Below are 11,810 nucleotides of genomic sequence, written 5' to 3'. Positions count from 1 at the left end.
TACGAGCCGCCTCCCTGCGGTAAAGCCTGCGGTGAATGGGTGCCCGTCAGAGCACGCGGGCGAGGTCCAGCGACCAGACGGCCTCGCGCGGCGGCGCCGCCCGCTCGTCGACGGTCTGCAACCAGAGCTTGCTGCCGGAGAGTCCCCAGCGGCGGACGCTGCCGTCGTCGAGGCCGAGCTTCACCAGCTCGAGGCCCTCGCGATGGCGCGGCGAGAACAGCACCAGGTGCTCGAAGTGGTTCACGTAGCGCTGCGGGCCGAGCCGTTCCTTGTCGGTCTGGTAGCGCACCAGCACGGCGTCGGGACGCAGCTGCAGGCTGTCGACGAACCTGAAGGGCAGGCCGCGCGACCAGTCGGGCTCGATGCTGCCGAAGCTGCGCATGCGGTCGGCCTCGGCGTCGTAGACGAACAGGCCATCAGTGGCCTGCGGCCGGTGGTACTTCAGCTGGATCAGCACCTGGCGGCCGGGCAGCGCGAGCACCGATTCGGCGCTGTACATCAGCCACTTGGCCTGGGCCGGGTCGAAGCTTGCCGCACGCTGCTTGTCGAAGCGGCGCGCGTCACGGGCATCGAGCTGCCACAGCTGCGTTCGGCGCTCGGGTTCGTAGGTGTTGACGACGGCCAGCGTGTCGATCACGAAGGCCTCGGCCGCCGGGTGCTCGGCGCGTGTCGCCGCAAGCGTGCCGGCAGGCGGCAGGCCGCCCTCGATGCTGACGTTGCGGATTGGCGGGTACGACGCCGCCGGGGGCGCCGGCAGCGCGGCGGGCCACGCCGGTTCGCGCACCAGCGAAGCGCCCACCTGCGGGCTGACGCTCGTCGTGAACTTGCTCTTGAACAGGCCGAAGATCATGCCGTTGCCGCCGTCGTTGGAATGGGCCGGCCCGCAACCGGCGAACAGGCCCGCCAGCACCAACAGACCGATGCCGGCCCGGTGGGCGGCCATCGGCCGTCGCGGCGGGCGGGCAGGGTCTCGTCGTGCGGGCATCGGGCCATTATTGCGGCCGCGCCGCGCCGCAGCGCTCGACCAAAGTCACCCCGCGGCGTCAGACAGGCTGGGACACCCCCGGATGGGTGGGATTGATCAGCAGGCGCAGCGTGCCGACCATGAGCGCCAGCACGATCAGGTTGGCCAGCGCGAACGCGATCGGCGCGAGCCACTGCACGGCGCTGTTGCCGCCCGGGTTGCCGTGGGCCGCCAGGCGCATCGCGAGCGTCGGCAACGCGGCCACGCCGAAGCTGAAGCCCCAGTACGACACCGCAAAACCTTGCGCGCGGATCCAAGGCAGCAAGCGGGCCAGCAGCAACGCCTGGTACAGCCCGTAACCCAGCAGCGCCTGGCCAACCAGGTCGGGCGACTCATGGCCGAGCGCCATCCATGCGACGCCGCCGACCACCGGCGGCGCGAGCTGGACGCCCAGCAGCGGCCGCAAGGCCGGCGGCAGCGCACCGCGCGTGCCGAGGCGGTTCAGGATCGTCGACTCGATCGCGAGCCACGCCAGCAGCCCGGCGCCGAAGAACCACAGGCCCACCTGCGGCCAGCCGAAGCTGGCGGCCGCGAGCGCGGCGACGAAGTTCTGGGCGACCACCGGCAGGTAGAGGGCCGGCGTGACGAGCTCCGGCGTCAACCCGCCTTGCCAGACGCGGCCGTACAGCCACGCGCCGATGGCGATCGACGCAACCAGCGCGACGATGAACACCGCGAACGCCAGCGGCCGCGCGACCGGCTGCAGCGCGATCGCGGCGAGCAGGCTGGAGACCGGCACCAGCGCGAGGAACGACGACTGCACCGGATGCTGCAGTTCGGCCTGCGCCGCTGCGCGGTGGAACACCCACTTCAGCGCATACAGCGCCAGCAGCATCAGCCAGACGACGACGCCGGTCGCGGTGACCACCGAGGCCAGCCAGGCCGGCAGCGCCCACAGCCCGACCGCGGCACGCCACGCGGTGCCGAGCGCGAGCAGGCCGACCGGGATGCTGAAGAACGAAACGGGGATCGGGGAAGGTTTCGAGAGGGCTTGCAGGTTCACGGCCGGCTCCAGGGCAGCGACGGTGTGTCGATGCCTGACTGTAGGCCCGCCCGGTGCGATGGTGAATGCCGGCCGGTCTCGGATAATTGCTCCATCGTCTCAACCGGGAGCCTGCCGATGGATGCCCTGAGCCAGTTGGTCGCCACGCTCGACCTGCGCGGTCGCATGGACCTGCGCTGCCTGTTCGGCCCCGGCTTCTCGGTGCCGCACAAGGGGGTCGGCCCGTGGCGGGCGCCGTTCCATGTGGCGCTGGCGGGCGAGTGCGAGGTGTGGCTGCCGGCGCAGCGGCGTGCGATCGCGCTGCGGCAGGGCAGCCTGCTGGTGCTGCCGCATGGCGATGCGCATGTGGTGCGCGGGCTGTCCGCGCGGCGCGGCCCGGCGATCCGCACCGACGATGGCCCGGTGCTGCCGTTGAAGACGAACCTTGCCCGGCGCGATGCTGCCGTCGCACTCGACCTGCTGTGCGGCGAGTTCGAGTTCGCCGGTCGGCGGCGCAGCAGCGTGCTCGATGCGCTGCCGGCGCACATCGTCGTGCCCTTCGATGCGACGCCGGGCGCGGCCTGGCTGCGCGGGCTGGTCGGCATGATGGCGCACGAGATCGAACAGCAGCAGCCGGGCGCGGCGGCCATCGTCGCCGGGCTGTGCGGCACGCTGTTCACGCTGGCGCTGCGCGCGCACCTGGCGCAGCAGCCGCAGCAGCACGGCGTGCTCGGCCTGATGGTGCGCGAGCGGCTGGCGCCGGCGCTGCAGGCGATGCTGGCCGAGCCGCAGCGGCCGTGGACGGTCGACGAGATGGCGCGCTGCTGCCACCTGTCGCGCGCGACCTTCGCGCGGCAGTTCCAGCAGGCGGCAGGCTRCGGGCCGATCGAGCTGCTGACGACGCTGCGCATGGAACTCGCGTCGCGCCTGCTGGCGCAGGGCGGGCAGGACAGCGCATCGGTCGGCGAGGCGGTGGGGTACCGGTCCGAGGCAGCGTTCAATCGCGCGTTCACGCGGCATGCGGGAGTGACGCCGGGGCGCTTCCGGCGCGCGGCCGTCGGCCGGTCCGTGCCGGCCTGAGGCTCAGGGCCTGACGACGAGGCTGCGGAACGCGCGTTGCGACGCCGGCAGCGCCTTGCATTCGACCCCGGCGATGCGCACGCCGCCGTCGTCGCTCAGCACCTGCACCTCGCCCGAGCCCGGCCATTCGAACAGCGCCTCGGGCCGCAGGCTGCCGAACGCGACCGACGGCACCGGCACCGGGGCCTCGCCGGCCGCACCCGACCAGCGGTACAGCGCGAAGCTGCCGTCGTCTGCAGGCGGTCCGGCGACCACGAGGTAGCCGCTGCCAACGCGCTCGAGGCTGCGGATGCCGCGGCCATCGAGCGGCAGTTCGAACACGCTGCCGATCTTCGCGCGCTGGCCGCGCACGACCTGCGCCGGGTTGTCGATCGCGACGACAAGCGCGCGCCCACGCGGCAGCGGGTTGCGCAGCCCGACCAGCAACGCGCCTGCGGGTGTTGCGGCCAGGCCTTCGATGTTGAGTCCGCCCGGCGCCTCGGGCGGCAGCTTCGACGCGTCCTTCAGGTGGTAGCCCTTCAGCTGCGGCGCATCGAGCAGGTCGTCGAGCAGGCGGGTGTACGGCTGGCCGACCGGGCGCAGCGACGGCGGTGCCGCTCCGGGTACGCGCTCGGTCGCGAACAGCCGGTGCCGCTCGTCGCGCTTCTTGCCGGCGCTGTTGCGGCCGTGCGAGGCGATCCAGTAGATGACGCCGCCGCTCTCGGCCGCGCCCTCGATGTCGGATTCGCGGCCGGCCTCGGTGCCGAGGAAGCGGTCGAGATCGACGCGCCCGACGGCGTCCGGCACATCGCGGCGAAAGACCTGCAAGGTGTTGTGTTCGTCATCGGCGACGACGAAGTGCCGGGCGTCGAGCGCGACAGCGGCCGACGCGTCGCACAGGCCCCGGTAGCGCTCGTGCGCCTGGGCGGCGGCGCCGGCGGCCGCGAGCAGGGTGATCAGGCCGGCGATCCGGCGGCATGGCATCGTCTTCATCGTGTTCTCCAGGCGCGGGCGATCATTCTCGCGGGCCGGCGGAATAAAACGGAATCGCGATCCGTCAGTGCAGAGGTCCCTTCTTTCCGGATCCCCACACTCCCATGCAACGCAGAGACCTCCTGAAGCTGGCCGCGGCCGGCTCGGCAACGGCCGCCTGGCCCGCGATGGCGCAAGACAGCGCGCCGGTGGCATCCCCCGGCATCGACCCGCGCGACCGCGTCTTCATCACCAACGAAGACTCGAACACGCTGGTCGTGATCGACCCGCGCAGCAACACGGTCGAGTCGACGATCAACCTGACCAGCTTCGACGAGGACCCGCGCCCGCCGTTCCGCTACGTCACCGCCGGCGTCGCGCCGACCCATGCGGCGATGATCCACAAGCCGCTGTACCACGGCTGCATCGATGCCCACGGCGCGGTGCCGTCGCCCGACGGCCGGCTGCTCGCGACGACCGGCCGCGGCTCCAGCAACGTCTACCTGATCGATGCGGCGCAGCGCCGCGTCATCGGCAACCTGCCGAACCCGGCGGCCGGCCCGACGACGAACGCCGAGCGCGTGTCCGGCGGCCTGCTGCTGGGGCGCGAGCCGCACGAGCCGAGCTTCACGCGCAACGGCCGCGAGCTGTGGGTGACGATCCGCGGCGAGAACCGCATCGCGATCCTCGACGTCGAGCTGGCACGCCGCCAGCTCGAAGGCGGCAGCGCGCCGGCGATCCGCGGCACGCTGGTGACGCTGAACGGACCGTCGCAGGCCTGGTTCTCGATCGACGGGCAATGGGCCTTCGTCGCGAGCCAGAAGACGCCGCAGCTCGACGTGTTCCGCATGAACTTTGATGCGGCCGGCCATTCGCGGCCGCAGCGCGTCAAGACGCTAGCCATCGCCGCGCAGGACCCGTTCGGCTTCACGCCCTTCATCAAGACGACCGCCGACGGCCGCGAGTTGTGGCTCTCGCACAAGCTGGCCGATGCGATCTCGTGCCGCTCGACGCACGGCGCCTTCGACCTGAGCGACCTGGTACCGCTCGGCGCGAACGCGCGGCCCAACCACGTCGAGTTCGTCCGCAATGCGCGCGGCAGCGTCGTCTATGCGAGCCTCGCGCGGGTCGACGACGGCGGACCCGACGGCGTGGCCTCGAGCCGCATCGCGATCGTCGACCGCGCCGCGCCGCCGGGGCAGCGCCGCATGGTCGGCAGCTTCTTCTCGCACGGCCGCGAGGCGCACGGGCTGTGGACCAACCCGGAGAACACGCTGCTCTACGTCGCCCACGAGCAGGATGAACTGCCCGCGACACCGGGCGCCGGCCAGACGGTGTGCAGCGCGTTCGACGTGAGCGACCCGTTCGCGCCGGTGTTCCTCGCGCAGATCCCGCTGGGCAGCCTGGCCTTGCCGTCGGGTGCGCTGCGCAACAAGAAGAGCATCAACCTCGTCTACGTGCGGATCGGCGAGAAGGGGCAGACGGCATGAGCGAGCCGCTGAGCTTTCGCGACGACATGGACGAATCGATGGCGCGGATGATGAGCGGCATGCACGACGCGGGCTACACCGGCGACGCCGACGTCGACTTCCTCGCGATGATGATTCCGCACCACGCCGGGGCGGTCGACATGGCGCGGCTGGTGTTGCAGCACGGCCGCGATCCGGCGACCCGTCAACTGGCCGAGGAGATCATCGCCGGCCAGACCGTCGAGATCGACGGCATGACGCGCCGGCTGGAACAGCTGCGGCGCGGCGGTGTGTCGGCCGGCGCTGCGGCGTTTCCGCTGCTCGGCGGCTTGAGAGGCCCCTGATTCGCAGGGGGTCAGCGGTTTCCGTCACAGACAGGACATACGTCAGGGTTTACACTGAGATCTAGGTGTTAACCCGCAAAACGGGTGCACCGACTGAGAAAAACCGACCACAAGACGGACCGAGATAGAACATGAACTTCATCAATGCCATCGCCAGCGCCATGCGCAACGCATTTGCCGGCGGAACCCAGCCCCGAGGCGGCTACGACGAGGCCTACCTGGCCGAATCCCACGACATCTACGAACTCGAGCGCCGCATGCGCGCGATCGACAACAGCCGCTGCGGCCGGGGCGACCTGCACACCAGCGCGTTCCTGTCGATGTCGCCGGCAGGCACGGGCCGCTGAGCGGCCTTCCCGCCATCCAACTTGCTGGCCGCACGCTGTGACAGCGTGTGGACCAGCAACCCAGACACCACCAGCATCACCCCGGCCAGCTCATGCAGCGCCGGGCGTGAGCCCATCGCGGCACCGATCAGCAGCACCGAGACCGGAACGAAGTTCAGGAACGCGGTGCTGGTCACGACGCCCAGCGTCCTGACGCCGAAGTTGTAGGCCAGCACCCCAAACACCGTCGGCACGAGGCCGATGTAGACGAGCGCCGGCCACGCATTCCACGCGGCATCGGCGGCCGGCACGGGCGCCAAGCCGAAGGCGGCGAGCAGCAGCGTCGCGATGAGCAGCAGCGGCCACGAGGCGAGTGCGCTCAATGCGCTGAAGCTGATCACGTCGAGCTCGGGCAGCCGCGCCGCGCCGCGCGTGTAGGCGATCCAGCCGAGCGTGCCGGCCAGCGCCGTCAGGTCACCGACCAGCGTCGAGGCCTGCGCGCCGGCGGCGCGATGCGTCAGCGCGCCCGACACCATCACCACGCCGACGAGGGCCAGCAGCGTGCTGGCGATCGCGCTGCGGCTCGGCCGCTGGCCGTCGAGCGCCCAGCGCACCAGCTGCGTCGTGATCGGCATCGTCGCCATGATCACCGCGCCGTGCGACGGCACCGAATGCGCCAGGCCCACCAGCACCATCGCGCTGAACACGCCGTAGCCGACGAAGCCGAGCCCGGCCAGGCGCCGGCCGTGCTGGCGCAGCGCGGCCCACGGGATCGGCCCGCGCAGCCGCAGCACCAGCATGAAGCCGAGCGTCGCGATGCTGTAGCGCAGCAGCGTGAACCACACCGGGTCGACATGCGGCAGCACCGGCTTGCTGGCGAGGAACAGGCTGCCCCAGGCGGTGGTCGCGAGCAGCAGCCCGGCCATGCCGACGGCAGGAGAACGAGGAAGGGTCATGGCGGGCTCCACGGGATCGGATGCGATGCAGCCAGTCTCGGCAACGGCGAGCTGCAAGGCCATTCGCCAATTCGGACCGGGCCCTCAGGAAATGCGAACTGACAGCGGCGCGGCCGGTGTCCACAATCCGCCGTCATGGAGCTGTATCAACTGAAGACCTTCGTCGCGGTCGCCCAGGAGGGCAACCTGACGCGCGCCGCCGAGCGCGTGTTCACCAGCCCGCCGGCCGTCAGCGCGCAGATCAAGGCGCTGGAGGATGAACTCGGCGTGCGGCTGTTCGACCGCACGCCGCGCGGCATGGGCCTGACCGAAGAGGGCCGCCGGCTGCTCGACGACGCCGAGCGCACGCTGGCCTCGGCCGGGCGCATGCGCTCGGCGGCCGCGCAGTTGCGCGGCGCGGCGCAGGGCGTGGTGCGCTTCGGCACCGTCAGCGATCCGATCGCGCTGCGGCTGGGCGATGCGCTGCTGAAGCTGGCACAGCGCAACCCGCAGGTCACGCTGCAGCTGCAGCAGGGCTTGTCGTCGGAGATGCTGCTGGCGCTGCAGAGGGGTGAGCTGGACTGCGCCTATGTGATGACGGACCACGACGACGTGCCGGGCGTGCAGGTGCAGCGGCTGGCGACGGTCGACCTGGTGGTCGCGCTGCCGAATGCGTTTGCCGAGGCCCATCCGGAACCGTCGCTGGCCGACCTGATGACGCAGCCGTGGATCGGCACGCCGGCCGGCTGCGTGCTGCGCACCCACATCGATGCGCTGTTCGCGGCCGGTGGGCGCGACTACCGGGAGGAAGGGGCCTCGGCCAGCACCGAAGGCGTGGTGCGCAGCATGGTGGCCAGCGGCATGGGCATCGGCGTCGTGCGGCTGGACCAGGCCGAGCAGGCCGAGCGCCAGGGCGAGCTGCGCATCTGGAAGCACTGGCGGGCGCACACCTGGATCTGCTTCGCGTCGCTGCCGGAGGGCCGCTTGTCGCCGGCGACGCTGGCGGTGCGCTCGGCGGTGCAGGAGGCGTGGGCCTGAGGAGTCAGTCTGCGGGCTTGCGCATCGCCGCGCACGGGTCCTCGCGCGGCTGCGCCGGCGTGACGACGACGCGGTCGTAGGCGCCCGCCGGTGGCGCGTCGGTGTCCTCCAGGTAGCCGACGCTGCGGCTGCGCGCGCGGGTGCGATCGGCCAGCCAGCGCGGCACGCCGACATCGCGCCGCACATGGCCGTTGCCGGCCAGCAGCACCACGCCGCGCTCGGCGTACGCCTCCACGCTGCGCGCCATGAACTGGTCGCGCGCGACCTGCGCACCGGCCATGCGGCGGGCGGTGGCGGCGTCGATCATGCCGCAGTGGCTGTCTTCGATGTCGCCGGTGTGGGCCGCCCAGATCGCCTCCGGCACCTCGGCCGAAAAGCCGGTGTCGGCCAGGCCCTTGCTGATCACCTGCCGGCTGTCGGCGCGCGACACGTTGACCGCGACGATCGGCAGGCCGTGGTCGAGCGCGAGCTGCACGAAGGGCGAGTAGAACGCCCAGTTCCAGCCCGGCCCGCCGCCGGCCGCGGCGATCAGCGCGGCCGCCGTCGGGGCCGGCGCGGCAGCGCGCAAGCGGTCGATGTCGGGCTGACGGTCGCGGTCGAACTGCTCCATCAGCAGCGCCGGCCGCGCGCCGGTGTCGAGCAGCTGCCTGAACTCGGCGAGCCGCAGCGCGTGCTGCGCGGCGTTGTCGTGCACCTCGCCGAGCAGCACGATGGCGGGAGGTGTGGAGTGTGCAGGTGAAAGCGCGCAGCCCGCCAGCAGCAGGGCGGTGGCACAGCACAGGCCGAGGTCGAATCGCATGCGCCGCATGATCGCAGGGATTCACCGGGCGTCCGGTGCTACGCTGCGCCACGACAACACCCACTGATGGAGACACCCATGCCCGGACTGCTGCCCCAGGTCGATCCCGATGGCCTGCTCGAGTTCTCGGTGGTCTACACCGACCGCGCGTTGAACCACATGTCGAAGAAGTTCCAGGGCGTGTTGCGCGGCATCACCGACACGCTGAAGCGCACCTACCACGCGCCGACCGCGATCGTGATGCCCGGCAGCGGCAGCTTCGGCATGGAGGCGGTGGCCCGCCAGTTCGCGACCGGCCAGCGCGTGCTGGTGATCCGCAACGGCTGGTTCAGCTACCGCTGGACGCAGATCTTCGAGATGGGCTCGATCCCGTCGGCCGCCACCGTGCTGAAGGCGCGGCCCACCGGCTCGGGCTACCAGGCGCCGTACGCGCCGGCACCGATCGACGAGGTGCTGCAGACGATCCGCCGCGAGTCGCCGGCGCTGGTGTTCGCGGCCCACGTCGAGACCGCGTCCGGGATCATCCTGCCCGACAACTACCTGAAGGCGGTGGCCGATGCGGTGCATGCGGCCGGCGGGCTCTTCGTGCTCGACTGCATCGCGTCGGGCGCGATGTGGGTCGACATGCAGGCCACCGGCGTCGACATCCTGATCAGCGCGCCGCAGAAGGGCTGGAGCGGCTCGCCGGGCAGCGCCTTCGTGATGCTGAGCGCGGCCGCGCGCGACCGCATGGCGCAGACGCAGAGCACCAGTTTCGCGTGCGACCTGCGCAAGTGGCTGCAGATCGCCGAGACCTACGAGGCCGGCGCGTTCGGCTACCACACGACGATGCCGACCGATGCATTGACCAAGACCTGGGAGGTCATGCAGGAGACCGAGCGCTTCGGTTTCGAGGCCGCGCGCAACGCGCAGCAGTTGCTGGGCACCAAGGTGCGCACGCTGCTGGCGCAGAAGGGCTTCAAGAGCGTCGCGGCGACCGGCTTCGAGGCGCCGGGCGTGGTGGTCAGCTACACCGACGACCCCGAGATCCAGTCGGCCCGCAAGTTCGGCGGGCTCGGCCTGCAGACCGCCGCCGGCGTGCCGCTGCAGTGCGACGAGCCGGCGGATTTCCGCAGCTGGCGCATCGGGCTGTTCGGGCTCGACAAGCTGGGCCGCGTCGACCGCACGGTGCAGCAGCTGGCGAACGCGCTGGAGCGGCTGCGCTGAGCTGAAGAGCGCGGCGGTCGCAGCGGCCGCTCAGCGCGGCAGCGGGCGATGCAGCACGTGGCGATCGTGCCGCCACACGCGCATCAGCGCCTCGTGCAGCGGCGGGATCACCAGGCGCAGGATCTCCAGCGTCTGCTGCGGCGTCAGGTCGCCGTTCAGGTGGCAGAAGCTGAAAACGCTTCCGACGATGCCGCCGAGGTCGATGCGGCCGTGCAGCGCCAGCCGGCGGATGCCCAGCGCATCGATTTCGCGGCGCTCCAGCGCCGACACCCGCTCGGCGTCGCCCGGCATCTGCAACACCTGTGGCTCGCCGGTGTCGAGCCAGCGCTTCAGCGCCGGCCGGTCGGCCAGGTCGAGCTGCCGCGGCAGCTTCGCCATCGCGGCGGCCGGGTGGTCCACGCCGATCGCATGCACCAGCCGGAGCTGCTCCGGCCCGATGCGCACGATGGCCGCCACCAACGAGCCGTGCGGCAGCACCGGCTGCACCTGCTGTCGCGCCATCGCAGCGAACTGCGCTTCGTCGCCGCACACCGCGCAGGCGTCGCGCAGCGCGAGAAGCTGCTGCGTCAGCGGTGCCTGCGGTGAGCCGCCTTCTTCGTTCGATCCCTTCGTCATTCCCGTCCGTGTCCATGTGCCGTCCACCGGGGGATCCGGTGAAACCCCGGCCATTGGCCGCCGCGAATGTGCAGCAAATGCGGAGCTCGCCATCGCAAATGAAGATGGTGACAGCGGCACGTCAGATGGCTTCAGGCGACCACCGGCACGACCTTCAGCAGGTCCGACAGCCCGGCGCGTTCGAGCAGCTGCACGCGCATGCGGTCGGCCACCGCGCTGACGAGGCCCGAGCCGTCGTCGCTCGGGTCGACGTGCACGCGGTACGGCCGCTGGCCGTAGGGCGCATCGACCGCGGCGACGATCGCGCGCGCCACATCGGCCACGTCGGCATCGGCCGGCTCCAGCTTCGCGAGCGCCTCGCCGACCTGCTCGGGCAGCCCGGCATACAGCGCGTCGTAGGCCTGGGCCACCTCGGCATCAGCCGCATGGCTGGCGTGCGCGAAGTGGTTGGTGCCGGAGGTGAAGGCCCCCGGCACGACGATCGTCGTCTCGACACCGAAGCGCGCCAGCTCGCCGGCGTAGCTGACCGCCAGCGAATCCATCGCCGCCTTGGCCGCGAAGTAGGGCCCGAGGAAGGGCGGCGTGCCGCCCTTGACGCTGGAGCTCGACACCCAGACGACCAGCCCGTGGCGCTGGCGGCGCAGCTGCGGCAGCGCGGCGCGGTTCAGGCGCTGCGTGCCCAGCGTGTTGACGTCGAAGACCTGCGCGATCTGCTCGGGCGTGAAGGCCTCGGTCGGGCCGGTCACCAGGTGGCCGGCGTTGTGCACGATGACGTCGAGCCGCTGGTGCGTCTCGATGATCTTCGCGACGGCGGCGCCGACCGAGTCCTGCGAGCCGACATCGAGCTCGATGCCACGCAGGTCGACCTGGCGGTCGGCCGCATAGGCCGCGGCGTCCTGCGCCGCCTTCGCATTGCGCGTCGCGATGGCGCGCATGCCGGCGTACACGGTGTGCCCGGCGTCGGCCAGGGCCCGGGCGGTGAGGGCGCCGAAACCGCTCGACGCACCGGTGATGACGATGATCTTGTTGCTCATGGTGGTT

General features: G+C 71.5%; 12 protein-coding genes and 1 pseudogene. 6 read left to right on the top strand and 7 right to left on the bottom strand.

Annotated elements, in window-relative coordinates; translation table 11 throughout:
• Positions 1-46 precede the first annotated feature (46 nt).
• On the bottom strand, positions 47-985 hold the full coding sequence (locus tag ACXJLU_RS20575; protein WP_457334155.1) for a hypothetical protein: 939 nt from the start codon (positions 983-985) through the stop codon (positions 47-49).
• Between the two features lie 58 nt (positions 986-1,043).
• A complete protein-coding gene (gene tehA / locus ACXJLU_RS20570) occupies positions 1,044-2,027 on the bottom strand; it encodes a dicarboxylate transporter/tellurite-resistance protein TehA (protein ID WP_457334153.1) in 984 nt (327 codons plus the stop codon).
• A gap of 117 nt (positions 2,028-2,144) precedes the next feature.
• Here tehA and ACXJLU_RS20565 point away from each other — a divergent pair, with 117 nt between their 5' ends.
• Positions 2,145-3,086, top strand: coding sequence for an AraC family transcriptional regulator (locus ACXJLU_RS20565; RefSeq protein ID WP_457334151.1), 942 nt, complete (start codon positions 2,145-2,147; stop codon positions 3,084-3,086).
• 3 nt (positions 3,087-3,089) lie between these two features.
• Here ACXJLU_RS20565 and ACXJLU_RS20560 read toward each other — a convergent pair whose 3' ends face one another.
• Positions 3,090-4,058 (bottom strand): DUF3616 domain-containing protein, encoded by a 969-nt coding sequence (locus tag ACXJLU_RS20560; protein ID WP_457334149.1) that lies wholly within the window; start codon positions 4,056-4,058, stop codon positions 3,090-3,092.
• Between the two features lie 104 nt (positions 4,059-4,162).
• Here ACXJLU_RS20560 and ACXJLU_RS20555 point away from each other — a divergent pair, with 104 nt between their 5' ends.
• The 3 genes and pseudogenes from ACXJLU_RS20555 to ACXJLU_RS20545 all read left to right on the top strand — a co-directional run.
• A complete protein-coding gene (locus ACXJLU_RS20555; RefSeq protein ID WP_457334147.1) occupies positions 4,163-5,527 on the top strand; it encodes a YncE family protein in 1,365 nt (454 codons plus the stop codon).
• Positions 5,524-5,850: a CopM family metallochaperone gene (gene copM / locus ACXJLU_RS20550; protein WP_457334145.1), complete on the top strand. Its 327-nt coding sequence runs from the start codon at positions 5,524-5,526 to the stop codon at positions 5,848-5,850. The genes ACXJLU_RS20555 and copM overlap by 4 nt, the downstream gene beginning before the upstream one ends.
• Before the next feature lie 131 nt (positions 5,851-5,981).
• Positions 5,982-6,065: pseudogene (locus ACXJLU_RS20545) on the top strand (hypothetical protein); the annotation flags it as partial.
• A gap of 23 nt (positions 6,066-6,088) precedes the next feature.
• On the opposite strand, the gene ACXJLU_RS20540 reads toward ACXJLU_RS20545, so the two are convergent.
• Positions 6,089-7,132, bottom strand: coding sequence for a DMT family transporter (locus ACXJLU_RS20540; RefSeq protein WP_457334143.1), 1,044 nt, complete (start codon positions 7,130-7,132; stop codon positions 6,089-6,091).
• 135 nt (positions 7,133-7,267) lie between these two features.
• On the opposite strand from ACXJLU_RS20540, the gene ACXJLU_RS20535 reads away from it, so the two are divergent.
• Positions 7,268-8,149, top strand: a complete 882-nt coding sequence (locus ACXJLU_RS20535) for a LysR family transcriptional regulator (protein WP_457334141.1) — start codon at positions 7,268-7,270, stop codon at positions 8,147-8,149.
• 4 nt (positions 8,150-8,153) lie between these two features.
• On the opposite strand, the gene ACXJLU_RS20530 is transcribed toward ACXJLU_RS20535, so the two are convergent.
• Positions 8,154-8,948, bottom strand: a complete 795-nt coding sequence (locus tag ACXJLU_RS20530; RefSeq protein ID WP_457334139.1) for a ChaN family lipoprotein — start codon at positions 8,946-8,948, stop codon at positions 8,154-8,156.
• 78 nt (positions 8,949-9,026) lie between these two features.
• On the opposite strand from ACXJLU_RS20530, the gene ACXJLU_RS20525 reads away from it, so the two are divergent.
• Positions 9,027-10,154 carry an aminotransferase class V-fold PLP-dependent enzyme gene (locus tag ACXJLU_RS20525; RefSeq protein ID WP_073469276.1) on the top strand — a complete coding sequence of 376 codons (1,128 nt, stop codon included), beginning with the start codon at positions 9,027-9,029 and terminating at the stop codon, positions 10,152-10,154.
• Positions 10,155-10,184: 30 nt separating this feature from the next.
• Here the strand turns inward: ACXJLU_RS20525 and ACXJLU_RS20520 are convergent, their stop codons facing one another.
• Positions 10,185-10,769: a hypothetical protein gene (locus ACXJLU_RS20520; RefSeq protein WP_457334137.1), complete on the bottom strand. Its 585-nt coding sequence runs from the start codon at positions 10,767-10,769 to the stop codon at positions 10,185-10,187.
• Positions 10,770-10,900: 131 nt separating this feature from the next.
• Positions 10,901-11,803 (bottom strand): SDR family oxidoreductase, encoded by a 903-nt coding sequence (locus tag ACXJLU_RS20515; protein WP_457334135.1) that lies wholly within the window; start codon positions 11,801-11,803, stop codon positions 10,901-10,903.
• Between the last annotated feature and the right edge of the window lie 7 nt (positions 11,804-11,810).

It is taken from the genome of Rhizobacter sp. P5_C2, from assembly GCF_054049715.1.
This window is presented reverse-complemented; position numbering and strand designations above follow the sequence as displayed.

Bases quoted from the DNA above. Each gene is read 5' to 3' on its own strand.
- ACXJLU_RS20515 (WP_457334135.1), bottom strand. From the start codon at position 11,803: ATGAGCAACAAGATCATCGTCATCACCGGTGCGTCGAGCGGTTTCGGC.
- ACXJLU_RS20525 (WP_073469276.1), top strand. From the start codon at position 9,027: ATGCCCGGACTGCTGCCCCAGGTCGATCCCGATGGCCTGCTCGAGTTC.
- copM (WP_457334145.1), top strand. From the start codon at position 5,524: ATGAGCGAGCCGCTGAGCTTTCGCGACGACATGGACGAATCGATGGCG.
- ACXJLU_RS20540 (WP_457334143.1), bottom strand. From the start codon at position 7,132: ATGACCCTTCCTCGTTCTCCTGCCGTCGGCATGGCCGGGCTGCTGCTC.
- ACXJLU_RS20520 (WP_457334137.1), bottom strand. From the start codon at position 10,769: ATGACGAAGGGATCGAACGAAGAAGGCGGCTCACCGCAGGCACCGCTG.
- ACXJLU_RS20560 (WP_457334149.1), bottom strand. From the start codon at position 4,058: ATGAAGACGATGCCATGCCGCCGGATCGCCGGCCTGATCACCCTGCTC.
- ACXJLU_RS20535 (WP_457334141.1), top strand. From the start codon at position 7,268: ATGGAGCTGTATCAACTGAAGACCTTCGTCGCGGTCGCCCAGGAGGGC.
- ACXJLU_RS20555 (WP_457334147.1), top strand. From the start codon at position 4,163: ATGCAACGCAGAGACCTCCTGAAGCTGGCCGCGGCCGGCTCGGCAACG.
- ACXJLU_RS20530 (WP_457334139.1), bottom strand. From the start codon at position 8,948: ATGCGATTCGACCTCGGCCTGTGCTGTGCCACCGCCCTGCTGCTGGCG.
- ACXJLU_RS20575 (WP_457334155.1), bottom strand. From the start codon at position 985: ATGCCCGCACGACGAGACCCTGCCCGCCCGCCGCGACGGCCGATGGCC.